The sequence below is a fragment of the Mycobacterium sp. URHD0025 genome (assembly GCF_000426065.1).
In the GTDB taxonomy this organism is placed as follows: Bacteria; Actinomycetota; Actinomycetes; order Mycobacteriales; family Mycobacteriaceae; genus Mycobacterium.
The window spans coordinates 247,853-269,934 of record NZ_AUEQ01000001.1 but is presented as its reverse complement, the minus strand read 5'-3'; the positions used below and the strand labels follow the sequence as shown (position 1 = coordinate 269,934).

The 22,082-nt window shown below is 64.8% G+C and carries 19 protein-coding genes; 10 read left to right on the top strand and 9 right to left on the bottom strand.

Translation table 11 applies throughout. The features are described 5' to 3' along the window. Positions 1 to 35: 35 nt before the first annotated feature. Positions 36 to 701, top strand: a complete 666-nt coding sequence (locus tag H977_RS0101245) for a TetR/AcrR family transcriptional regulator (protein WP_155946455.1) — start codon at positions 36 to 38, stop codon at positions 699 to 701. 9 nt (positions 702 to 710) lie between these two features. Beyond that, positions 711 to 1,577, top strand: coding sequence for a LysR family transcriptional regulator ArgP (locus H977_RS0101240; RefSeq protein ID WP_029106159.1), 867 nt, complete (start codon positions 711 to 713; stop codon positions 1,575 to 1,577). Positions 1,578 to 1,589: 12 nt separating this feature from the next. Here H977_RS0101240 and H977_RS0101235 read toward each other — a convergent pair whose 3' ends face one another. Together H977_RS0101235 and H977_RS0101230 are read right to left on the bottom strand one after the other, a co-directional pair. Next, the gene (locus H977_RS0101235) at positions 1,590 to 2,171 is read right to left on the bottom strand and encodes a TetR/AcrR family transcriptional regulator (protein WP_029106158.1); all 582 of its coding nucleotides are present in this window, start codon (positions 2,169 to 2,171) and stop codon (positions 1,590 to 1,592) included. 13 nt (positions 2,172 to 2,184) lie between these two features. Further along, positions 2,185 to 3,129, bottom strand: coding sequence for an oxygenase MpaB family protein (locus tag H977_RS0101230; protein WP_029106157.1), 945 nt, complete (start codon positions 3,127 to 3,129; stop codon positions 2,185 to 2,187). 79 nt (positions 3,130 to 3,208) lie between these two features. On the opposite strand from H977_RS0101230, the gene H977_RS0101225 reads away from it, so the two are divergent. Further along, positions 3,209 to 3,700 carry an OsmC family protein gene (locus tag H977_RS0101225; protein WP_029106156.1) on the top strand — a complete coding sequence of 164 codons (492 nt, stop codon included), beginning with the start codon at positions 3,209 to 3,211 and terminating at the stop codon, positions 3,698 to 3,700. On the opposite strand, the gene H977_RS32220 is transcribed toward H977_RS0101225, so the two are convergent. From H977_RS32220 to H977_RS0101210, 3 genes are all read right to left on the bottom strand, one after another. Beyond that, a complete protein-coding gene (locus tag H977_RS32220; protein WP_051288511.1) occupies positions 3,666 to 5,318 on the bottom strand; it encodes a hypothetical protein in 1,653 nt (550 codons plus the stop codon). The two genes, H977_RS0101225 and H977_RS32220, sit on opposite strands and share 35 nt — an antisense overlap. An 89-nt stretch (positions 5,319 to 5,407) precedes the next feature. Then, the gene (locus H977_RS0101215; protein WP_051288509.1) at positions 5,408 to 8,680 is read right to left on the bottom strand and encodes an NAD-glutamate dehydrogenase domain-containing protein; all 3,273 of its coding nucleotides are present in this window, start codon (positions 8,678 to 8,680) and stop codon (positions 5,408 to 5,410) included. Positions 8,681 to 8,908: 228 nt separating this feature from the next. Beyond that, positions 8,909 to 9,973 (bottom strand): NAD(P)H-dependent amine dehydrogenase family protein, encoded by a 1,065-nt coding sequence (locus H977_RS0101210; RefSeq protein WP_029106154.1) that lies wholly within the window; start codon positions 9,971 to 9,973, stop codon positions 8,909 to 8,911. A gap of 101 nt (positions 9,974 to 10,074) precedes the next feature. On the opposite strand from H977_RS0101210, the gene H977_RS0101205 reads away from it, so the two are divergent. From H977_RS0101205 to H977_RS0101185, 5 genes are all read left to right on the top strand, one after another. Beyond that, positions 10,075 to 10,743 (top strand): TetR/AcrR family transcriptional regulator C-terminal domain-containing protein, encoded by a 669-nt coding sequence (locus tag H977_RS0101205; protein WP_029106153.1) that lies wholly within the window; start codon positions 10,075 to 10,077, stop codon positions 10,741 to 10,743. A gap of 121 nt (positions 10,744 to 10,864) precedes the next feature. Next, positions 10,865 to 11,284 (top strand): MmpS family transport accessory protein, encoded by a 420-nt coding sequence (locus H977_RS0101200; protein WP_502691127.1) that lies wholly within the window; start codon positions 10,865 to 10,867, stop codon positions 11,282 to 11,284. Further along, positions 11,281 to 14,166: an MMPL/RND family transporter gene (locus tag H977_RS32215; protein WP_051288508.1), complete on the top strand. Its 2,886-nt coding sequence runs from the start codon at positions 11,281 to 11,283 to the stop codon at positions 14,164 to 14,166. Before H977_RS0101200 ends, H977_RS32215 begins: the two co-directional genes overlap by 4 nt. A 5-nt stretch (positions 14,167 to 14,171) precedes the next feature. Further along, positions 14,172 to 14,798: a TetR/AcrR family transcriptional regulator gene (locus H977_RS0101190; protein WP_029106151.1), complete on the top strand. Its 627-nt coding sequence runs from the start codon at positions 14,172 to 14,174 to the stop codon at positions 14,796 to 14,798. A 297-nt stretch (positions 14,799 to 15,095) separates the two neighbouring features. Then, positions 15,096 to 15,596 (top strand): DUF5994 family protein, encoded by a 501-nt coding sequence (locus H977_RS0101185; RefSeq protein WP_029106150.1) that lies wholly within the window; start codon positions 15,096 to 15,098, stop codon positions 15,594 to 15,596. A 64-nt stretch (positions 15,597 to 15,660) separates the two neighbouring features. Here the strand turns inward: H977_RS0101185 and H977_RS0101180 are convergent, their stop codons facing one another. The 3 genes from H977_RS0101180 to H977_RS0101170 all read right to left on the bottom strand — a co-directional run bounded on the left by H977_RS0101180 (position 15,661) and on the right by H977_RS0101170 (position 18,564). Further along, positions 15,661 to 15,864: a cold-shock protein gene (locus H977_RS0101180; RefSeq protein ID WP_029106149.1), complete on the bottom strand. Its 204-nt coding sequence runs from the start codon at positions 15,862 to 15,864 to the stop codon at positions 15,661 to 15,663. 224 nt (positions 15,865 to 16,088) lie between these two features. After that, a complete protein-coding gene (locus H977_RS0101175) occupies positions 16,089 to 17,051 on the bottom strand; it encodes a DUF808 domain-containing protein (RefSeq protein ID WP_029106148.1) in 963 nt (320 codons plus the stop codon). 100 nt (positions 17,052 to 17,151) lie between these two features. Beyond that, positions 17,152 to 18,564, bottom strand: coding sequence for an NCS2 family permease (locus tag H977_RS0101170; protein WP_029106147.1), 1,413 nt, complete (start codon positions 18,562 to 18,564; stop codon positions 17,152 to 17,154). Positions 18,565 to 18,963: 399 nt separating this feature from the next. Between H977_RS0101170 and H977_RS0101165 the strand changes: the two genes are divergently transcribed. Beyond that, positions 18,964 to 19,560, top strand: a complete 597-nt coding sequence (locus H977_RS0101165; RefSeq protein WP_029106146.1) for a sigma-70 family RNA polymerase sigma factor — start codon at positions 18,964 to 18,966, stop codon at positions 19,558 to 19,560. 23 nt (positions 19,561 to 19,583) lie between these two features. On the opposite strand, the gene H977_RS0101160 is transcribed toward H977_RS0101165, so the two are convergent. Beyond that, on the bottom strand, positions 19,584 to 20,489 hold the full coding sequence (locus tag H977_RS0101160) for a LysR family transcriptional regulator (RefSeq protein ID WP_029106145.1): 906 nt from the start codon (positions 20,487 to 20,489) through the stop codon (positions 19,584 to 19,586). A 99-nt stretch (positions 20,490 to 20,588) separates the two neighbouring features. On the opposite strand from H977_RS0101160, the gene H977_RS0101155 reads away from it, so the two are divergent. Continuing rightward, a complete protein-coding gene (locus tag H977_RS0101155; RefSeq protein WP_081681563.1) occupies positions 20,589 to 22,058 on the top strand; it encodes an amino acid permease in 1,470 nt (489 codons plus the stop codon). The last annotated feature ends 24 nt before the right edge of the window (positions 22,059 to 22,082 follow it).

Sequence of the window (22,082 nt, the reverse complement as noted above, 5' to 3'; positions counted from 1 at the left end):
AGGACGATCAGCGCGGGAGTGGCTAGGCTCATGCCGTGGTCTCGAGTTCGACCCGTAGACGCGGTCCCCGGCGTGATGTCGACACCCGAGCACTGATCATCGATACCGCCGAGCGCATGTTCGCCGAGACGTCGATCGGTGCGGTGGCCTCACGCGCGGTGGCCCGCGAGGCCGGCGTCGCGAGTCGTGCCGTGGCCTATCACTTCCCGGCCAAACGAGACCTGGTCTCGGAGGTGGCACGGCGGCGCGCCCCGACGGTGTTCGAGGCGGTCGTGCAGGAACTCGTGCGGGTGGCTCAGTCGGGGAACGAGATTGGTGTCTGCGATGTTGTCGAGGCGCTGATCGCGCCCTACGTCCGGCTGCTCGACGAGGATCCGGTCGGTGGATTGCGCTGGCTGAAGGTGATGAATCAGCTTGCCCTCGACGAAGACCAGATCTGGCTCGACCAGTTGGCCGGCACACCCAGCTTGCCCGAGTTGTTCTTCGCCGCGGCGGGGCGTGCGGTCCCGGACATTCAGACCAGAGAAGGACAGCAGCGCAGCACGATTGCCGTACTTTCCATGATCGGCGCGCTGGCCAGTTCTGACCTTGCGCTCTACGGACGGCCGTTGGGGCCAGGCGGCTTGGACCGTGGGTGGGTCGACCAGCTCGTCCGGTTCACCGGCAATGGTTTGCGCGGCAACGAGGGTTTGCCCGACTAGGATCGGTGCGTGCAGATCGACGGCCAGCAACTCGCTGCCTTCGCCGCGGTGGTCGAGCTCGGCAGCTTCGACGCGGCCGCGCAGCGTCTGCATGTGACTCCGTCGGCGATCAGCCAGCGCATCAAGGCACTCGAGCAACGTGTTGGCCAGGTACTAGTTGTCCGCGAAAAGCCGTGCACGGCAACGTCTGCCGGTGTCCCGCTGCGGAGGCTGGCGGCACAGACCGCATTGCTGGAGTCGGAGACCCTGGCGGAGATGGGTAGTGGCACCGCGCAGCGCACCAGGATCGCGGTGGCGGTGAACGCCGACTCGATGGCAACGTGGTTCACGGGTGTGTTCGCCCAGGCATCCGAGTTCCTGTTCGACATCAGGATCGAGGATCAGGACCTCTCGGCGCGGCTGTTGCGTGAGGGCGTGGTGATGGGAGTGGTCACCACCGAGCGCCGCCCGGTGCCGGGCTGCCGGGTACATCCGCTCGGGGCGATGCGTTACGTGCCGGTGGCCGGCGCGGGGTATGTGCAGCGTTATCTGCCCGATGGATTCACCCGAGATGCCGCCCAGGTGGCGCCGTCATTGGCCTGGAATCGCGACGATGCATTGCAGGATCAATTGGTGCGCAAGGTATTCCGCAAGGATGTCAGCCGGCCTACGCATTACATCCCCACCGCCGAGGGGTTCGGAGCCGCGGTGCGGGCCGGGCTGGGGTGGGGCATGTACCCCGAGGAACTGGTGGACGACGACTTCGTGCGGATCACCGATCAGTACCTGGACGTGCCGTTGTACTGGCAGTGCTGGAAACTCGACAGCCCCATGGTCGCCACCATCACGGCTGCGGTCACCGACGCCGCGGGGACCCTGCGGGGACGCGAGCAATGAGGCCGGCCGCGGCTATCGCACGAGCGGGGCGAGATGCCGGCGCGCATAGTCGCGGACCGCTTCGTCGTCGTTGACGTCCAAGATCGACGTCGGCATCTGGGCCAGCGAGCACGCCAGCCGGATGTGCAGTTCGGCCACGGCGAGCAGATCGTCGTCGGGCATGGTCGCGCCCGCCGCGCGCAGCGCCTTGGCCATGGCGGACGAGGCGTGGTGCAGGAAGGCCGGGGCCTGGTCGTAGGCGCCGGCGACCGCGGTGAAGTCGGTGTCCAGGCGCAGAAATCTGCGCATCACGGGCTCGGTGGTCAACAGCCGCACACCTTCGCAGAACGCCGCCACCGCGGCCTCGTTGGGGCCGGAATCGATTGCGACGGTATGCAGACGGTGCATCGCACTGTCGAAGGTGCGCCGTCCGAGTTCGGTGATGAGCGCGTCACGCGTCGGAAAGCGGCGGTAGAGCGTGCGGCGGCTGACACCGGCCTGCTTGGCTATCACATCCAGGCTGGCTCGGCCGAGCCCGACGAGCGCCACCTCCTCGGCAGTGGCCTTGAGGATGGCGTCTTCCTGTTCGGATTGGCTGGCGTTGCTACGTGGCATCGCTACCAGTGTCTCAGCCCGCTGCCGGGCACCCCAGCGGTGCGAACGAATCCAGCGCCACGGACCGGTGCAGGCGGACCAGCTTCTCGTACTGCAGCCGGTTGTAGGCCAGCGGCACCAGCAACAACCGGTCCGGCAACGTCCGCCACGCCAGCTGAAGCAACCGGGTGTACATGGCGAACTCGCGGTCGTGCCGGGATTGCCACCGGAACCCGGTCAGCTCCCGCACTCCGGGATGCATGATGCCGAACGAGCAGACCTTGATCACACGTCCGGCGACCGGTCGAACCACCAACCACGGCGGGGTCAGCGCCAACCGCACCGGACTGGGCAGCAACAGATTGGGCAGCGGCAGCCGGGTCAGGCCGGCCGTCACGCGGCTCAGGAACTCGTTGCCCCGCAACTCGTTTGCCACCATGTCGTCGTAGTAGCGGGACGCCTCGGCATACGTTTCGGGAAGTTTCGCCGACGCGCCCGGCAGCTCGATCGAACGGAAGGCCTCGAGTAGTTGTCCGTAGGCCGCCTCCTGCTCGGCGGCGTTCATCGTGAGCCCGGTCGCCGGGGTGAACGAGTGCAGGACGACGAAGATCCCACTGATGGCGATCCAGTTCCACAGCTGCGGGTTCAGCGCGCTGTAGCGGACCTCGGCGAAGTGATCCTTGCCGTGCCCGCGGACGTCGCGGTGCATGGTCTGCAGGCGGCGCCCCTCCGCCTCGCGGTCCGTGGCGTCACCCCAGATCGCCAGGAACGCCGAAAATCCGCTGCGCACGCCGCGATCGAGAAAGTTGCGTTCGAACCGGCCGGTGCGGTCGACGGCCGCGGCCACCGGGACCAGGGCCACTTCATCGAACGCCGCGGCCCCGAATGCGCCGCCCAGGATGCTGCCCGAGTGCCTGCGGAAATCCCGCAGCACTGCCGGCCGTACCGCGTTCTCATCCACCTTGCTGACAGTAGGCATGACACAAAGGCTAGCAATTTGTGCCAATGTGTCAATGGTGGCCGCGGCGCGGTCGGCGCCGATTGGTACGTTCGCGTGCATGGCCAACCGGACGCACCGATACGAGGTCGAGGTGACCTGGACCGGCAACACCGGCTCGGGTACCAGTGGTTACCGCGACTATGCGCGCGATCACGACGTGACCGCCGTCGATACGCCGGGCAAGCCGGTGATCCCAGGCAGCGCCGATCCCGCTTTCCGGGGCGATTCCCAGCGGTGGAACCCCGAGGAGCTGCTCGTCGTGAGCCTGTCCCAATGTCACATGCTCTGGTATCTGGCGTTGTGCGCCCGTGTGGGGATCACCGTCACTGCCTACACTGATCGGCCGGAAGGCACGATGAGCGAGAATGCCGAGGGCAGTGGCGTTTTCACCGACGTGACGTTACGGCCGCAGGTGACCATCGCCGAGCCGGGCCGGACCGGCGAGGCCACGGAACTGCATCACGAAGCCCACCGCATGTGCTTCATCGCCAACTCGGTCAACTTCCCGGTGAACGCTACGCCAACCGTGACAGCACCGAAGCAGGAATGAACGACGCCGCGACGGGGATGAATTGACCCAGTTCCCACGATGATTCGTCCCGCTGGGCACCGGAGTCGAGGACCACTGCGGTGGCGTTCCCGCGGTCGCCGTCGATGTCGATGGCATCACCCGGGTCGCCATAGATGCCGTTGCAGTCGGTCAGACACCGGCCGGTGGCGGGATCGATGTTGCCCTCGAACATGTCGTTGACCCACCCGGCCATCAGCCACTGCACGGCCGGGGGGTTCTGCGGCTGCGGAATGCCGGCGACCAGGTAGGCCGCGAATTGGATCAGCGGGTTCCCGCCGAGCATGGAATCCATGTGGACACCACCGTCGACGACGACTCCGTTGAACTTCCCGGGCCTGGCGGTCGCGAGATCGCCGTTGACCGTGCTCGTCGAATTGAACGCGTTCGCTGGAGCGCCGAGCTCATAGACCGGCACATAGTCGGCGGGGTCGTTGCCATTGCTGGCCTCCAGTTGTGCCAGCCGGTCCAGCGCACTGGTCAGGGTGCCCGACGGGGGAACACCGTCGAGCAGGATCACCCCGGCCAGTTCGTTGGGGGCGTCCTGACCGTCGGCGCGGCGGGCCACCAGGCCCTCGGCGTAATAGCCGGCCACCCCCGGGGCGAAGCCACCGCCGAGGGAGTGCCCGACGAGCACGAAACGCTGCGGAACGGCGAAGGTCTCCTGCCCCGCCTTGAGCGTCGCGGTAGACATGCTGGCATTCAAGGCTTCTCGGTCGGGATCGAGGAAAAGCTGTGCGACGGCCTTGTGCATGTTGTCCCCGCCGAGCCACATGCCGTCCTCGGCGTACGGGTTGGATGTCACGGTGGTGACCACGACCACGCTGTTGGTGCGCTCGGCCAGATAGGACGCGGTGTAGCTGTACATCGGACCGCTGGCCAAAAATCCGTGCTGCAGGTAGATCATTCGCTGCGGTTCGCCCTGCGTGGGAAAGTACCAGTCGGCGGGAACCTCGTTGCCCGGGGAGACGACCAGCGTCGAACTACTCACCCGGACCGAATCGCGAAGCCCGGGAGGCACAACCGGTGGGCCGTCGGCCGCCTGGATCAGTCCACCGATCGCATTGAAGACGGCCGAGCCGACCGCCCGGACCAACGGCGAACCCTCAGCGCCGAACTGTCCCAAAAGGGAACGCGTTTGCGGCGGTGTCTCACTCGCCGTCGCCTCGGTAGCCTCGCCCGCCGGCAACGCCTTCGTGGGGCGTGGAGTCACGGCCTTCGCGTGTGCAGTGTCGGCCAGAGGAGTCAGACGCTCGCGCACCTGCCGGCGCATCTCGCCCCGCAGCGTGGCCGAGCTGCGAGTCGGCACCGACCTCGTAGCGACACGTGGGGTGGCCACCGCGGTCTCGACCGCGCCGCGCAGACGAGCCACCGCAGAACGGTGTCGCGGATCAGCCTGCGCGAGGCTCGGTTTGGCTCGCCGCTGCGCGACAGGAGTCGAGCTTCGTGACTTCTCGCCGCCGGCTGATGCCGCCTTCGCCGGGCCGGGATCCGAGCCGCCGCCGGTCTCGGCATCGGCCACACCGGTACCGGCGAGCAAGGCCGCCGACACCCCGGCGGTAAGGAGGCCTGCGCCCACCCATCCTGACCACTGCACCATGCATTCCCCCGGGTAGCCGATCCGCGAATGGCTGGATGCTATCCCGCTGAATCGGCCGCCCGACGGGGTTTCGGCGCCTTGCCTCTAGCTCATCGATGCAGTCGGCGCAGCTGTGCGGTGGCCACCGACAACGCCGCCAAGTCAGGCTCGTCGGTGTCCAGGAACTCGCCCAATGTGCGCTTGGCCCGGTCCAGCCGCGGCCGGTTGTAGGCCTCGAAGTCGCTCACGCTGCAGGCCGCTTCGTCATCGGTGCCGAACTTGGTCACGTCGATCGTGAGATCGCGCAACGATCGGTACAGATCCTCGCGCAGTGCGAGCCTGGCCAGCGCATGCCAGCGGCCACCTCGCGGTAGTGAGGAGACGGCCAACAGCAACCGGTCGACCCCGAGCCGGTCGGACAACTCGAAGTAGATGTTCGCGAGCCGGCCGGCGTCCTCATCGTGAACGTGAGCCGCCTCGATGATGTCCAGAAGGCTGAACGCGTAGAGGGATTCGCTGACCCGTCCGGCGATGTTGCTCGGCACACTACGCGCGACCATGTCGTCGTGGGCCCCGGTGACGGTTTCCAGTTCCTGCCCACGCAGCATCGATCCCAGCTGTCCCCGCAACTTCGCCACTTGATTGCTGAACCGCATGATCTCCATGTCGACATCGAGAGGATGCGGCCGGTTGAGCACGAACCAACGGGCAGCCCGGTCGAGCAGTCGGCGCCCCTCGATGATCATGCCGTTGGTCAACGCGGGCGAGAGATCGGCGGCGTAGATGTCATCCCACAGGGTGTCCAGGTCGAATGCCTCGGACACCACGGCGTGAGCCCGGACGATATCGGTTGCGGTGGCACCGGTTTCCTCGGCCAGGCGGAACGCGAAGGTCAGCCCCGAGGTCGCGAGGACCCGGTTGACGATCGAGGTGGCGATGATCTCCCGGCGCAGCGGGTGTTCGGGCAGCGGCTCGCCGAGGCGGCGCCGCAACGTCGGCGGGAAGTAACGGGTCAACAGCGCAGCGAAATACGGATCGTCGAAGCTCTCACAGTCGAGCAGTTCCGCCTTCAGGTCGAGTTTGACGTGTGCCATCAGGGTCGCCAACTGTGGAGCGGTGAGGCCGCGACCATCCTTGGCCAGCTCGGCGAATTCCCCCGTGCTGGGCATGTTCTCGCGAACACGGTGCAACCCGCGTCGGGCCTCGAGATCGGTCGTCATCCGTGCGTGCACATCGACCATCTGGGCGGCGTTGGAGCGGGCGTCGGCGAGCAGACGGTTGTGCGACTGGTTGTTGGCCAGGACGAGTTGTGCCACCTCGTCGGTCATGTCGACCAGCAATCGATTGCGCGCGTTGCCGGTGATCAGGCCGGAGCGCGCGGCCGAGTCCAGCAGGATCTTGATGTTGACCTCGTGGTCCGAGCAGTCCACTCCAGCGGCGTTGTCGATGGCGTCGGTGTTCACCAAGCCGCCCCGGCGGGCATAGGCGATGCGGGCGCGTTGGGACAACCCGAGATTGCCGCCCTCCACGATCACCCGGGCCAGGACCTCCTCGGCGTTCACCCGCACCGGATCGTTCACCTTGTCGGCGATGTCGGAGTGCTGCTCGTCGGCCGCCTTGATGTAGGTGCCGATTCCGCCGTTGAACAACACGTCCACGGGAGCGCACAGGATGCGGCTGATCAGCTCGGTGGGAGTCAGCCGGGTCTCGTGGTCGTCGATGCCGAGTGCGGTGCGCATCTCCGGCGTGATGGCAATGGTTTTCGCGGTTCGGGGCCACACGCCCCCGCCCCGGCTGATCGAGGAACGGTCGTAGTCGTCCCACGACGACTGCGGTAGCTCGAACAGCCGTTGCCGCTCCCTTCGGGCCGGCACAGTGTCAGGCTGCGGGTCGACGAAGATGTGCCGGTGGTCGAATGCGGCCACCAGTCGCAGGCCGGGACGCAGCAGCATTCCATTGCCGAAGACATCCCCGCTCATGTCGCCGATGCCGACGGCGGAGAACTCGTCGGAGTCGGAATCGATGCCCAGTTCGGCGAGGTGGGTGTCGCCGCTGACCCAGGCGCCGCGGGCGGTGATGCCCATCGCCTTGTGGTCGTAACCCGCAGACCCTCCGGAAGCGAACGCGTCACCCATCCAGTAGCCCCGGTCGAGTGCCACCGCGTTGGCGGAATCCGAGAATGTGGCCGTGCCTTTGTCCGCGGCCACCACCAGGTAGGGGTCGGGTCCGTCGTGGCACACCACGCCGCCGAAGCGGGGCCGATCATCGGAACTCGAAGGGGCGGTCTTGTCCACGACATCGAGCAGCGCGGCGATGAACTGCCGGTAGCTCCGCAGACCCTGCACGCGGGGAGATTCGCCCGCCGCGGGCCGGGCCTTGACGACGAACACGCCCTTGGCGCCGACGGGCACGATCATCGCGTTCTTGACCGCCTGTGCTTTCACCAGTCCCAGGACTTCGGTGCGGTAGTCGTCGTGGCGGTCCGACCAGCGCAGCCCGCCGCGGGCCACCAGCCCGAAGCGGAGATGCAGGCCTTCGAATTGTGGTGAGTACACGAAGATTTCGGAAAGCGGACGGGGCTGCGGCAGCTCGTCGATGGATTGCGCGTCGAGCTTGTGAACCAGATAGGGCGCCCAGACCGTGAGGGCATCGGGCGCGAATGCGTTGGTGCGCAGGGTGGCATTGATCAGGTTGTGGTACGAGCGCAGAATCCGGTCGGCGTCGATGTGCAGCACGTGATCGATCTCGGCGGCGACTCGCTGCTCGGCCTCGGTGATACGGGCGACGCGATGGGGGCTGTCAGCGGGTTGCTCGGTGCGGTCGAACCGGGCCTCGAACAGATCGAGCAGTGCGCGGGCGGCCGCCGGATTGTCCAGCAGGACCCGTTGGATGCGCGTCTGGCCGTAGGGCAATGGCAGCTGCCGCAGGTAGCGGCTGTAGCTGCGCAACACCGTGACCTGGCGCCAATTCAACGAGGCCCGCAGGATCAGCGCGTTGAACCCGTCGGAGTCGGCCCGCCCCGTCCATATCGCCTGAAATGTCTCGCGGATGCGGTCGGCGGTGTCGTCCTGGGGCTGGGCCAGGGCGGCGATCACGTCGGGACCGGGCTGCAACAGCAGGTGATAGATGTGGCAGACCCGCCCGTCCGGTCTGGTCCAGGTCCCGGCCTGCTCCTCGAGGACTTCGAGGTCCATGCTCTGCAGCGCGGGCAGCATCCGGCGCAACGGAACCGGGTCGAGCGCGGCGAGTGCGAAGTTCAGCCGGCCGTTTCCGGCGCCGGCCCAGTCCAGGTTCACCGCGACCGCGTCGCCCATCAGATCGTTGAGCGCATTGGCGTCCAGCAGCCGACCGGGTACCACAACCCCGGCCTGCTGATCCTGCATTTCTGGCGCAATGGGGTTGGCGCGCAACGAATCCACGGTTGGGTCTCCTCAATCGTCGTTGATCGATGCCGTCGGTTGCGTCGACGGACGGACCAATCCTGTGGTGTGGAGCACGCCTTCGGGGGCTGCAAAGTGTCAGCGATCTGTCGATGACCATTACATTGTGTAGCCCGAGGTGTGGTGGCTGAGCGCAGCCACAGGAACGCCGATCGGATCGAGGAGTGCCTTCTAGCCCGTCGGCACCACTCCGCGCGGCAGGATCAGCGGGAGATCGTTGTAGGTGACGATGCCGGGTGCGGCGTTGATCACCGCGGGAATCGCGTTGATCGGGGGAGTGGCGGTCATGATGTGGCCCAGCACCATGAACTCCTCCAGGGTGGTGGCCTCGAAGTCCGGCGGCGGCAGGAAGCCGACCTTCATCGTCACGGTCGGACGGCCGGCCACCTCGATCACCCAGCCGTCCTGATCGATCTGCCAATCCGGTTGCAGTGTCTGGCCTTTGCGCCACCGCAAAGTGAGCTCCACCCGAGTGGTGTCACCGATGATGCCTTTCCAGCTGACGAACACCCCGGCCACGCAGCCGGCCGGGATGGTCCATGAGCCGAGATCGAGATCCTCTGTGGTCTGGGCGTATTCGGCGTCGCAGCGCACCTCGTCGAACTCGATACCGAGCGCGTCACCGATCATCCGGACTGCCTCGCCGAACACTCCGGTGCCGTGCGCGGTCATGGCCTGCAGGTCCGGATGATCGATGGGCTGGCCGAACCCGACCGGCTTCTCGGTTTCGGGCGAATCGTAGAACGTGGTGTCGGCGGCTTCGTTGACGGTGATCTTGTCCACCCGATCGCAGATGCCGGCCGCCACGACCGCCAACTGGTTCACGTAGCCGGGGCTGATGCCCGATCCGAACATGGTGGAGCCACCCTTGCGGCACGCCTCGGCGATGCGTGCGCGGCCCTCGCCCTGGTTGTGACCGGTGATGAATGACGCGGTCGCGACGACGTTGACTCCGGCGGAAAGGATTTCGACGAGTTCGTCGACGTCGATCCACATCGGGTTGTACACGACAACGTCCGGCTTGAGGGCCAGGAGCGCCTGCACGTCATTGGTGGCGGCGACGCCGAGCGGCTCGAGACCGACGAGTTCTCCCACATCCTTGCCGGCCTTGTCCGGCGACCAGGCATAGCAGCCGACCAATTCCAGCGTGGGGTTTCGGGCGATGGCCGCCACGGAACTTTTCCCGACGTTTCCCGTCGTCCATTGGACAACCCGGTATGGCGAAGTGTGTGACACCGCAGCGGCTCCCTTTCTCGGTTTCGCGCAGTTTTCCACGACCGTGAGAAAAAAGGAAGAGCGGCCCGACGGCGACGGTCTCAGCAACTAGAGTTGCGCGTGTGACCACCGGAAACGCGCCGCGCCGGGGGCGTGGACGCCCCCCGCGCATCGATCAGAAGCAGATCGTCGCCGCGGCGCGCGCGATCGCGCCGGGCGCGTTGACGATGCAGGCGGTGGCCGACGCTCTCGGGGTCGACCGCACGACGCTGCACTACTACGTCGGTGACCGTGACGGCCTGCTGGAGTTGGTGGTGGCCGATCTGTTCGACACCGAGCTGCGTTCGCTCGAGTTGCCCGAAAACGCGAGCTGGCAAGAGGTTCTGCGGGCCTACGGCAGCGCCATCCGCCAGGGCGTGCTCAAGCTCGGTGTGACGACGACGAGTTTCCGGTTGCGCGGGACGAGCGGGGCGGCCAGCCTCGCCCTGGCCGAGCAGGTCCTGCGGGCCCTGACCGCAGGCGGATTCGGCACCGACGACGCCGGGCGGGTGCTCACCCTGGTGTCGGGGCTGGCGATGTCGGCCGCCCACGATGTGCTGGGCTCGGCGGAGTCTCGGTTGCACCATCAGACGCCCGAGGTGGTGCGTGCTTTGGAAGACCTTCCGCCCAGTGATTTTCCACTGCTCAGCGGTGTGGTGGCCGACCGCGGCGTCGCGGCGACCGCCGCCGAGGACTTCGAATTCAACCTCGACATCGTGATCGCCGGCCTCGAACGGTTCCTGGCCGGATAGGTACCGGTCGTCGCAACAAGCCGGCTCGGGTACAGTACCCAGCATCCTCTTAGACGGAACTTGAGTTCCGTCTGGGTAAATTTTCGAGTGTCACAATCGGGGAGGCGCAACGGTGTTCAAGTTGCTCAAGAAGGCGTGGATACCGCTGCTTTTGGTGGTCGTCGTCGCGTTGGGCGCATACGCGATCCTTCGAATTCGCGGCTCTGACCGTCACGAACCGAATTTGGCCGAGGGCTCCGGAATTACCGAGAACTTCAACCCCAAGCACATCAAGTACGAGGTCACCGGGTCCGGGGGAACCGTGAACATCAACTATCTCGACGAGAACGGTCAGCCCAATCTCATCGAAAACGCCCCGCTGCCTTGGTCGTTCACCATCGTGACGACACTGCCGTCCATGTCGGCCAACATCATGGCCCAGGGTGATCGCGATGTCAGTGGCCTTGGCTGCCGGGTGACCGTCGACGACGAGGTGCGTGACGACCGGGCGAGCACCGACACGTTCAAACCGTTCATCTACTGCTTGGTGAAATCCGTATGAGCACTCACTCGAAGCCCCATCGACCGTTCATCGGTCACATGGTCCGGATCTTCTCGCTGCCGATCATCCTCTTCTGGGTGCTGGTGGTGGTCGCACTCGGTGCACTCGTTCCGTCACTCGACGAGGTCGCGGCATCCCGGTCGGTGCCGCTGAGTCCCACGAATGCGCCGTCGTATCAAGCGATGCTGAACATCGGCAAGGTGTTTCAGCAGTACGACTCTGACTCCACGGCGATGGTCGTTCTGGAAAGCGATGAGCCGGTCGGTGCGGAGGCGCACAAGTACTACGACGAGATCGTTGCCAAACTGAAGGCCGATCCAGAGCACGTCCAGAACGTCCAGGACTTCTGGAGCGATCCGATGACGGCGGCGGGATCTCAGAGTGTGGACGGGAAGTCCGCCTATGTGCAGATCTTCCTCGCCGGAGACCAGGGCACCAGTAAGAGTTACGCATCGGTGGCCGCCGTGCGTGACATCGTGGCCTCGGTACCCGCACCGCCGGGTATCCAGGCCCACGTCGCCGGAAACAGCGTGCTCAATGCCGACACCCAGGTGGCCGGGCATCAGAGCATGGCGACCATGGAGTTGGTGTCGGTCGGCGTCATCATCGTCATGCTGCTGGCCATCTACCGCTCCATAGTCACGATGCTCGTGTCGATGGTCATCATCGGCCTGGAACTCTTTGCCGCACAGGGCATCACCGCCGGTGCGGGACACGTGAACATCATCGGTCTCACCCCGTACGCGGTGAGCATGGTGACCATGCTGTCCCTGGCGGCCGGAACCGACTATGTGATCTTCCTCCTCGGCCGATATCACGAGGAGAGATCGAAAGGCGTGGATCGGGAAGACGCCTTCTATATCGCCTACAGCGGCGTATCGCACGTCATCCTGGGTTCCGGATTGACCATCGTCGGTGCGTGTCTGTGCCTGACCATGACCACGCTGCCCTACTTCCAGACCATGGGTCTGCCCTGCGCGATCGCCGTTCTGGTGATCATCATTGCGGCCCTGACGCTGGCGCCTGCGGTCCTGACGGTGGCGTCGAAGTTCGGCCTGCTCGACCCCAAACACAAGATCGCGTCGCCGGGTTGGCGCAAGGTCGGTACCTCGGTGGTTCGCTGGCCCATCCCGATCGTCTTCGTGACCTGTGTGATCGCTGTCATCGGCTTCGTCGCGCTGATGACCTATGTGCCGCAATACAACGACCAGAAGTTCACCCCCGCCGATATGCCTGCGAACCAGGCCATGGGTGTCGCGGACCGCCACTTCTCCCAGGCCCGGATGAACCCCGAACTGCTGATGCTCGAGGCCGATCACGACTTGCGTACGCCCTCGGACATGCTCGTCATCGAAAAGGTTGCCAAGAACGTCGCTCACATGCGGGGTATCGAACGGGTGCAGACCATCACCCGCCCGCTGGGCTCGCCGATCGAGCACAGCTCCATCCCGTTCCTGCTCGGCGCGAACAACGCCAGCACACTGCAGACCGCGAAGTTCAACAACGACAGCTCGGCTCAGATGCTCGAACAGGCCGATGAGCTGAGCAAAACCGTCGCCAGCATGGAACGCATGTACACCCTCATGACCGAGCTCACCGCCACCACACACAGCATGGTGGGCAACACTCACGAGATGGTGGATGCCACCAAGGAGATGCGCGACAATCTGGCCAATTTCGACGATTTCTTCCGGCCGCTGCGCAACTACCTGTACTGGGAGCCGCACTGCTTCGACATCCCGGTCTGCCAGTCGATGCGGTCCATCTTCGACACTCTGGACGGCATCGACACGCTCACCGACAAGATGCAGACGCTCACCACCGACATGGACCGCATGGACCAGTTGATGCCGCAGATGCTGCCGGAGTTGCGGTCGACCATCGACTCGATGAAGAGGATGCGCGACTTCATGATCGCGACCCACAGCACCCAGGCCGGCACCCAGGCGGCGCAGCAGGAAGCGGCCAAGGGCGCCACCGAGATCGGCCTGTACTTCGATCAGGCCAAGAACGACGACATGTTCTACCTGCCGCCGGATGTGTTCGAAAACCCGGACTTCAACCGTGCGGTCAAGATGTTCATGTCGCCCGATGGCAAGGCGGTCAGAATGATCGTCACCCACCAGGGGGACCCCGCCTCGGTGGACGGCATCGCACATGTCCAAGATCTCAAAGGTGTTGTCGCAGACGCACTCAAGGGCACCCCGTTGTCCAACGCGAAGGTTTCGCTCGCCGGCACGGCGTCGCTTTACAGCGATATGCAGAACGGCGTCAAAACCGACCTGATGATCGTGGTCATCGCCGCGATGATCCTGATTTTCGCGATCATGTTGTTGATCACGCGCAGTGTGGTGGCCGCCATGGTGATCGTCGGCACCGTGGCCGCATCCCTGGGCACCGCGTGTGGTTTGTCGGTGCTGCTGTGGCAGGACATCCTCGGCCTGGGCGTGCAGTGGATCGTCATCCCACTGTCGATGGTGATCCTGCTGGCAGTGGGTTCGGATTACAACCTTCTGGTGGTCTCACGCTTCAAAGAAGAGATACACGCGGGACTCAACACCGGCATCATCCGCGGAATCGGCGCCACCGGACGGGTGGTCACCGCGGCTGGGCTGGTGTTCGCCTTCACCATGATGTCGATGATCGTGTCGGACCTGCGGGTGGTCGGCCAGCTCGGTATGACGATCGGGATCGGCCTGGTCGTCGACACGTTGATTGTGCGGGCTTTCATGACGCCGTCGATCGCCGCGGCGCTGGGGCGCTGGTTCTGGTGGCCGCTCAACACCTTTGAGATCACCAGGCAGGGCCGTCTCGAGCGCGAACGCAAGAAGGCCGGCGAGGGCGACGACAGCACCGCGCCCATCCCGACGACGACGGCGTGAAAGTGATGAGCGGCCGGGACAATCCGCCGGATGCAGAGTCAAAGCTGCGCCGGCGCACCGACGGTCGCCTGGACCGGTCCCGTGATGCGGCCATCCTCAACGCGGCGTTGGCGGCGTTGTCCGAGAACGGCTATGTCAACACCAACATGAACGACATCGCCGCGCGAGCCGGCGTCGGCAAGGCGGCCATCTACCGTCGCTGGTCGTCGAAGGCGGCATTGATCACCGATGCGCTCGTGTACTGGCGGCCCGATCTGATGGACGAGGATGCGCCCGACACCGGCAGTCTGGAAGGTGATTTCGACGAGATCGTGCGCCGTGCAGAGCGTATCGATGATGAGCCGTTCTCGTACGCCCTTGTGCTGCAGGTCGCCGTCGAGTCCACCCACGATCCGCACCTCGCGTCGGCCCTCGACGATCTGATGCTGCTCAAGGGCAGACGGGTGATGACGGCGATCCTGCAGCAGGCTGCCGCCCGTGGCGAAGTGCCGGCCGACCGGGACTGGTCACTGATCGCCGATGTGATGACCGGGATGGGCCTGATGCGGGTGGTCAGCGGACAGAGTCTCGACGCGAAATTCATCCGCGAAGTCATCGACACATTGATCCTTCCCGCGGTGCGGGCCCGCTGACGCGCAACCGTCTTCCAGGTGCTCGACGTCGGGTCAGCGTTCATCGGGTGTAGATTTGTGATAGGCCGGACGCATTGGTAGTCCGTCAGCCGGGGATTAACCATCGCCCGGTTCCCATTACATGTGCGGTAGTCCCGCACCTCTCAAGGGCACTCTCATGGAATCGTCCGAACTTTTTTCACATCCTGAGCAGCAAGAACCCATGCCGGATGTCGACGGCTCGACGGAGCCGACTCCGGAGCTGATTTTCTCCGACCGGTCTTCGTCGCAGCCTCGTCGTTCAGATGCGCAGTCGTCGTGAATGGCCTCACCGGGGCACGGCGGCTGGCCAGTCCTGTCCGGCTGACCCTCGCCCGGCAGTTGGGCTCTGATATCGACGGCGCCTGGTGGCCGCACACCGCTTCGGTGGCGAGCGAACTGCCCGAACTCGTCGAGGTCCTACATCCGGCGCTGGGCGAAGTGGTTGACATCCGCGTCAACTGGTCCGCCGCACAGGGGCAGCTCGACCTGGACTCGATTGTGACGGGAACTCGTGGGCCGACCGGAATCAAGCTGAGTCGGCCTCGTCTGATGATGGTGGTGGGCAGACTGGAATCCGTGAAACTGCTTGTCGTGCCGTGCAGGACGTCGGTATCGCTCGGCTCGCTGGTGATGCGTTGTGCCGCTGCGATGGCCGTAGAGGACACGGAGCGTCGTACCTCCGCTTACGAGACCGCAGACCGTGTGCTGCGCGTTGCTCAGCTCGAATCTGCGCGCTGGTTGGGACGCCTACAAGACCCGACCGAAGCATCTGTGTGAAACACCAAAATGGGCTGGTACGGAAATAAATCCGTACCAGCCCATTTTCAGGTTTTAGAGCGGTTTAGACCGCAGTAACTCCTACTGCCTGGGGGCCCTTGGCTCCCTGGGTGATCTCGAACTCGACGCGCTGGTTCTCTTCGAGCGACCGGAAACCACCGCCGGTGATCTCGGAGTAGTGGACGAAGACGTCGGGTGCGCCGCCATCAGGGGCGATGAAGCCGAAGCCCTTTTCGCCGTTGAACCATTTCACAGTTCCCTGTGCCATATTTTTGCTTCTCTCATTGTTCAAACTGGACGTACGAAACGCGTCCGCGTCCAGTATGGCACGTCGAAACGGATTGGACCTAACAAGAATTTGCCCCGGGGTATTTTCCGACGCAAGCAGATTCGGATCTGCGGCAGCGGGCGCGCGCCCCCGGTGTCGGCTTGAGGGCCGCTCGTACGGTGAGTCTTCAAGCCTTGCAACAGAAGTCGGTGTGCAGCGAAGCCTCACGCAGAGGCTTCGTGCTCGTCCTTCTTGCCGAATGGCAGCACTTGGACGATCCCCACCACCACTGTGCCGACCACCAAACCGATGACGGCCGACGCGGCGGTGTTGGTCAGCCAGGCCAGCAATCCGCCGAACGTGGTGCCCACCGCGTGGCGTACGGCCTCCTCAGCATGGTGGACCAGGCCATACAGCGTGTGCCAGCCCAATGTGTCGGTACCGACCAGTAGAATGTGTCCACCGACCCAGAGCATCGCGACCGTGCCGATCGTCGAAAGCGCCGTGAGCAGCTTGGGCATCCCGGCGACCAAGCCGCGGCCGATCTTCTGCGCCGCCCGAGACGAGCGCTGGGTGAGCAGCAGGCCGATGTCGTCCATCTTCACGATGCCGGCCACCACGCCGTAGACCGCCGCGGTGATCACGAGCGCGACGATCACCAGGATGATCAGACGTGGCCAGAAAGACTGATCGGCCACCTCGTTCAGCGCGATCACCATGATCTCGGCCGAGAGGATGAAGTCGGTGCGGATGGCGCCGGTGATCATGTATTTCTCGGTGTCGCCGCCCACCGTCGTAGTCGGCTGGTCGGGCGCGCCGTGCCCGTCGTGGCCGAGGAACCGTCCCCACACCTTCTCGGCGCCCTCGAAACAGAGGTAGGTCGCACCCACCATCAGGATCGGCGTCAGCAAGAACGGGGCGAACTGACTGAGCAGCAACGCCGCGGGCAGGATGAACAGGATCTTGTTGCGCAGGGAGCCGATCGCGATGCGTTTGATGACCGGTAGCTCGCGGTCGGCGGTGATGCCGTGGACGTACTGCGGTGTCACCGCGGTGTCATCGATCACGACGCCTGCGGCTTTGGCCGTTGCCTTGCCGGTCGCCGCGCCGATGTCATCGATCGATGCCGCCGCCAGCCGTGCCAGCGCGGCGATGTCGTCGAGCAAACCGAAAAGGCCAGCGCTCACTGTTGTCTCTCTTCGCGCAAGCGGCTCATCGCTGCTTTCTCTCTTCGCGCAAGCGGCTCATCGGCACATTCGTCCCCATGCCCCAGAAGGCTACCGGCCCTCACATGCCGATGAGCGACTCGATCCAGCCGCGGGCGAAGTACAGGATGAAGCCGGCCGCCACAATCCACAGCAGGGGGCTGACCTCGCGAGCTTTACCTGCCGCCGACCGCAGTACCGCCCACGCCACGAAGCCGACACCGATCCCGTTCGCGATCGAATAGCTGAACGCCATGGTCGCCACGGTGAGCACCACGGGCAGGGCCACCGAGAACTCCGACAGGTCGATGTGGCGCAACTGCGACACCATCATGGCGCCGACGATCACCAGGGCCGCGGCCGCCACTTCGGTCGGCACGATCGAGGCCAGCGGGGCCACGAACATGGCCGCCAGGAACAGCGCGCCGGTGATGAGGTTGGCGAACCCCGTGCGCGACCCTTCCTCGATACCGGCGCCCGATTCGATGAAGACGGTGTTCGACGACGCCGACGAGGATCCGCCGACGACGGCACCGGCGCCCTCGACGATCAACGCTGACTTCAGCCGCGGGAAGTTGCCCTGGGAATCGGACAACCCCGCTTCCCGGGACAGCCCGGTCATCGTGCCCATGGCGTCGAAGAAGTTGGCGAACACCAACGTGAAGACCAGCATGATCGCGGCGAGCGCGCCGATCCGGCTGAAGCTGCCGAGGCTGACCTCGCCGACCAGGGACAGATCGGGCAGTGCGAAAGGTGAACCCGACAGCGTCGGCACCGACAGGCCCCAACCGCCGGACTTTTCCTGGGCGGATCCGAGGTGCCAGATCGCCTCGACGATCACGGCCACCACGGTGCCGGTGACCAGGCCGATCAGGATGCCGCCGCGGACTTTGCGGGCCACCAGCACGCCGGTGACCAACAACGTGAATACGAAGACCACGGTCGGCACGGTGTTGATCGAGCCGACGCCGCCCGTGCCGAGACCGACCGGGGGCGACGGCAGGCCGGTCGAGCCGACGAATCCGGCGTCGACCAGACCGATGAAGAGAATGAACAATCCGATGCCCGCGGTGATCGCGAGTTTGAGCTGCATGGGAACCGCGTCGAAAACCAGGCGACGGAATCCGCTGGCCGCCAGGGCGACGATGATGAGGCCGTCGATCACCACCAGGCCCATCGCCTCGGGCCAGGTGACCGTGCCCACCACCGTGGTGGCGAGAAATGAGTTGATGCCCAGCCCCGCGGCGAACGCGAACGGCAACCGGGCGATGATCCCGAACAGGATGGTCATCACGCCTGCCGCCAGACATGTGGTGGCAGAGACTTGTGCGAACTCGAGCTTGTTGCCCGCGACATCCGCGGAACCGGAGAGCACGACCGGGTTCAGCACGATGATGTAGGCCATCGCGATGAAGGTGACCACGCCTCCGCGGATCTCGGAGGAGACCGTCGAGCCACGGGTCGAGATCTCGAAGAAGCGATCGAGTCGATTCATAACCGATGAGCCTAGGGCGGGAACGGCCCAGTTTCCTGGCGTATTGCCCATGATCTGCGTCGGTTCATGGGGTGAAGGCCGGCACGCTCCGGTCGCGGGAGCAACCCCGCCGCACCATTCGGAGTCATGGCCGTCTGTCGTGTGGTCAATATCGAGATGCTGAACGGCAACAGGCGCAAAGAGTTTGGTGCCGGAAAATCGTTTGACCTCAACTTGGGTTGAGGTGTCATGCTGCCTACATGACAGTGCGGCGCGCCCGGTGTGGTGTGGAAAACCGCGCCGAACCTGGGGGTAATCCCCCTGGGGGTGGGGTGCGTCGCCAGATAGCTTCGAGTGGCGAAGTGTCTGAGGCCGAGATGAGCAGTGGCAGGAGCGGGGGCCGAGCCGATGAGCACAGATATGCACGTGAGCGTTGACGATCGCGCGGAACGATTCGAGCGCGATGCACTGCCGTTGGTGGACCAGCTCTATGCGGCCGCGCGTCGCTACACGCGCAATGCGGCCGACGCCGAAGACCTCGTTCAGGAGACAATGGTCAAGGCCTACAGCAGCTTTCACACCTACCGCGACGGCTCGAACATCCGCGCCTGGCTGTACCGGATTCTGACCAACACCTGGATCAACACGTATCGCACGGCGCAGCGCCGCCCGCAGGAGGTCTTCGCCGACGAACTCTCGGACGTGCAGCTGGCGGAGGTGGCGCAGCGATTCCCGCTCGGCGTGGTCTCGGCGGAACTGGCGGCCCTCGAGTCGATGGGTGACGACGACGTGCGCGAGGCCATGCGGGCATTGCCGGAGTCGCAGGGCGTCGTCGTGTACTACGCCGACGTTGCGGGGTTCCGGTACAAGGAGATTGCCGACATCCTGCAGATTCCGGTGGGGACAGTGATGTCGCGGTTGCATCGGGGGCGACGCGCGCTGCGTTCCCGGCTGGTCGAAATGGCAGTCGCCCGAGGCTATCTGGAATCGCCGTCGCGCAACGGCACGGCGGCTTAGTTTGATTGCCGAACGTCGGTCACTCAGTTCACCGCCCGGAATGTTTCGATGAACGCGGCAGCCGGGCGGGTGAGCTTGGTGCCCGCGGGCGTCACGGCATTGATCGCAAGTCCTGGATGGTCGCCTTGCAGTGGCCGCGTGATGAATCGGCGGCCCTCGTAGCTCATCGAGATCCTGGTGCGCTGGCTGAGGATGGAGTAGCCGAGGCGGCGAGCGACGAGTGAGCGGACGAGTTCAAAATTCGTGGCGCGGTATCGAACTCGTGGCTCCAGGCCTTCGGACTTGAACAAGGACAGGAAGTAGTCTCCTCCGGGAGGGAGGCTGAACAGGATCATCGGCTGATCGACCAGTTGTCGCAGTGCCACGGCGTCCTGCTCGCCCAGCGGATGATCTTCGGCCAGTAACACGTACGGCGGTGCGGCAACAACTGTTTCGGTCTCCAGGTCATCGCGGTGAGCCGACAGATCCGAGCCGTAGTCGTAGAGCAACGCCAGATCCAGGGTTCCGTTGCGCAGATTCTCGATCAGAACGTCGTGTGGGCCCTCGGTGAAGGTGAGGTCCACTCTGGGGAACCGCACAACGTACTCGCTGAGGACCGGCGGCAGCACCATCGGGGAAAGGGTGCTGTAGCAGCCCACCATCAGCTTTCCGGTCAGTCCGAACTGACTCTCGCGCGCGGAGGTCTGCAGGTCTACGAGATCGACCAGGAGCCGGCGTGCGTCTACCAGTACCTGTTCCCCGATCCTCGTCGGCCGCACGCCGCGGCGATGCCGAACAAGCACTTGCACGCCGAGGGCGCGCTCCAGCTCGCCGAGTGCCATCGACAGCGCCGATTGCGACAGGTGCAAGCGCTGTGCTGCTGCGGTGACCGAACCCTCCTCGACAGCTGCGATGAAGTACTCGAGCTGCCGGAGTGTGGCATCTGGCATCAGTAAAACCGATCACTAGCTTCAAATAGTTCGACTGTTCATGGTAGGTGACTGGCGTCATAGTCAGACGGACAAGTGGTCCAGATGGCAGGAGTTCCCATGAACCAGCACGGCGGAGCGGCGCCACAGTCGACACAGTCGACGGCGCCGGCCTCAGTGCCCGACGCAGACGAGGGCGCATCGTCGCAGAGCGGACTGCGGCGCAGCCTGGAGAACCGGCACATCGTGATGATCGCGCTGGGCGGGATCATCGGGGCCGGGCTGTTCGTCGGGAGCGGCGCGGTGATCAACCGGACCGGGCCTGCTGCGGTGTTGAGTTACGCACTGTCCGGCGTGCTGATGATCCTGGTCATCCGCGCGATCGGTGAAATGGCGGTGGCACGGCCGTCATCCGGTTCGGTGGCCAATTTCTCCCGCGATGGGCTGGGCAACTGGGCGGGGTTCAGCGTCGGCTGGCTGTATTGGTACTTCTGGGTGGTCGTCGCGGCGATCGAGGCGGTGGCCGGAGCGGGGATCCTGGCCAACTACCTACCGGGAGTGCCCGCATGGCTGTTGTGTCTCGGCCTGGTGCTCGTGCTGACGGCGATCAACCTGCTTTCGGTCAAGGCCTATGGCGAGGCCGAGTTCTGGTTCGCCTCCATCAAAGTCATCGCGATCATCTTCTTCGTCTGCGTCACCGGACTGTTCCTGCTCGGATTGGTGGGCAAGCCGGAAAGTCCGGGACTGACCAATCTCTTCTCTCACGGGGGCATGTTCCCGTACGGCGTCGTGGCGGCGCTCGTGGGCAGCGTGACGGTGCTGTTCTCGATGGGTGGCGCCGAGATCGCCACCATTGCGGCAGCCGAATCCAAGAAGCCTGTCGAGTACGCGGCCAAGGCGACCAAACAGGTGATGGCCCGGGTTTTCGTCTTCTACGTGCTCTCGATCCTGTTGATCGTCGCGGCGGTGCCGTGGGATACCCCGTTCACCGGCGAAAGTATCCGGAGCCCATTTGCCGTGGTGCTCGAACACATCGGTATCCCCGGCATGTCGGTGGTGATGGAAGCCATCGTCCTCACCGCTGTGCTCAGTTCATTGAACTCTTGTCTCTACATCACCTCGCGAATGTTGTTCGCGCTGGCCGAAAAAGGGGACGCCCCCAAGTCGTTGGTCAAGATCAACAGTCGGGGAGTGCCGGTGCGAGCCATCCTGGCCGGCACGTCGATGGGCTACGCCGCCGTGGTCGCGAACTACTTCTTCCCTGAACAGGTCTTCATCTTCCTGATCAATTCATCAGGGGCGATTCAGCTCATCTACTACATCATCCTCGTCGGTGCGGAAATCCGTTTACGGCGTCGGCTCGAAGCCACCGATCGCGGCGCGCTGCGCATGAAGATGTGGTGCTTCCCGTATCTGTCCTGGTTCTCGATTGCCTGGATGGTCGTCGTCCTCGGACTCATGGCGGTGATCGAGGAGACCCGGTCGCAGTTGTTGTTGAGCCTCATCGCTTTCGGGGTGATCCTGCTCGCCTACCGCATCCGCGCTGCCCGCGGTACCCAACCGGCCATCGGACCCACCATCGGCGCCTGAGCGGCGCTCACGAAGAGAAGGAAC

Excerpts from the sequence above, each read along its gene's own strand:
- H977_RS0101235 (WP_029106158.1), bottom strand. The coding sequence starts at position 2,171 with ATGCCACGTAGCAACGCCAGCCAATCCGAACAGGAAGACGCCATCCTC.
- H977_RS0101230 (WP_029106157.1), bottom strand. The coding sequence starts at position 3,129 with ATGCCTACTGTCAGCAAGGTGGATGAGAACGCGGTACGGCCGGCAGTG.
- H977_RS0101225 (WP_029106156.1), top strand. The coding sequence starts at position 3,209 with ATGGCCAACCGGACGCACCGATACGAGGTCGAGGTGACCTGGACCGGC.
- H977_RS32220 (WP_051288511.1), bottom strand. The coding sequence starts at position 5,318 with ATGGTGCAGTGGTCAGGATGGGTGGGCGCAGGCCTCCTTACCGCCGGG.
- H977_RS0101215 (WP_051288509.1), bottom strand. The coding sequence starts at position 8,680 with ATGCAGGATCAGCAGGCCGGGGTTGTGGTACCCGGTCGGCTGCTGGAC.
- H977_RS32215 (WP_051288508.1), top strand. The coding sequence starts at position 11,281 with ATGAGCACTCACTCGAAGCCCCATCGACCGTTCATCGGTCACATGGTC.
- H977_RS0101190 (WP_029106151.1), top strand. The coding sequence starts at position 14,172 with ATGAGCGGCCGGGACAATCCGCCGGATGCAGAGTCAAAGCTGCGCCGG.
- H977_RS0101180 (WP_029106149.1), bottom strand. The coding sequence starts at position 15,864 with ATGGCACAGGGAACTGTGAAATGGTTCAACGGCGAAAAGGGCTTCGGC.
- H977_RS0101170 (WP_029106147.1), bottom strand. The coding sequence starts at position 18,564 with ATGAATCGACTCGATCGCTTCTTCGAGATCTCGACCCGTGGCTCGACG.
- H977_RS0101165 (WP_029106146.1), top strand. The coding sequence starts at position 18,964 with ATGCACGTGAGCGTTGACGATCGCGCGGAACGATTCGAGCGCGATGCA.
- H977_RS0101160 (WP_029106145.1), bottom strand. The coding sequence starts at position 20,489 with ATGCCAGATGCCACACTCCGGCAGCTCGAGTACTTCATCGCAGCTGTC.
- H977_RS0101155 (WP_081681563.1), top strand. The coding sequence starts at position 20,589 with ATGAACCAGCACGGCGGAGCGGCGCCACAGTCGACACAGTCGACGGCG.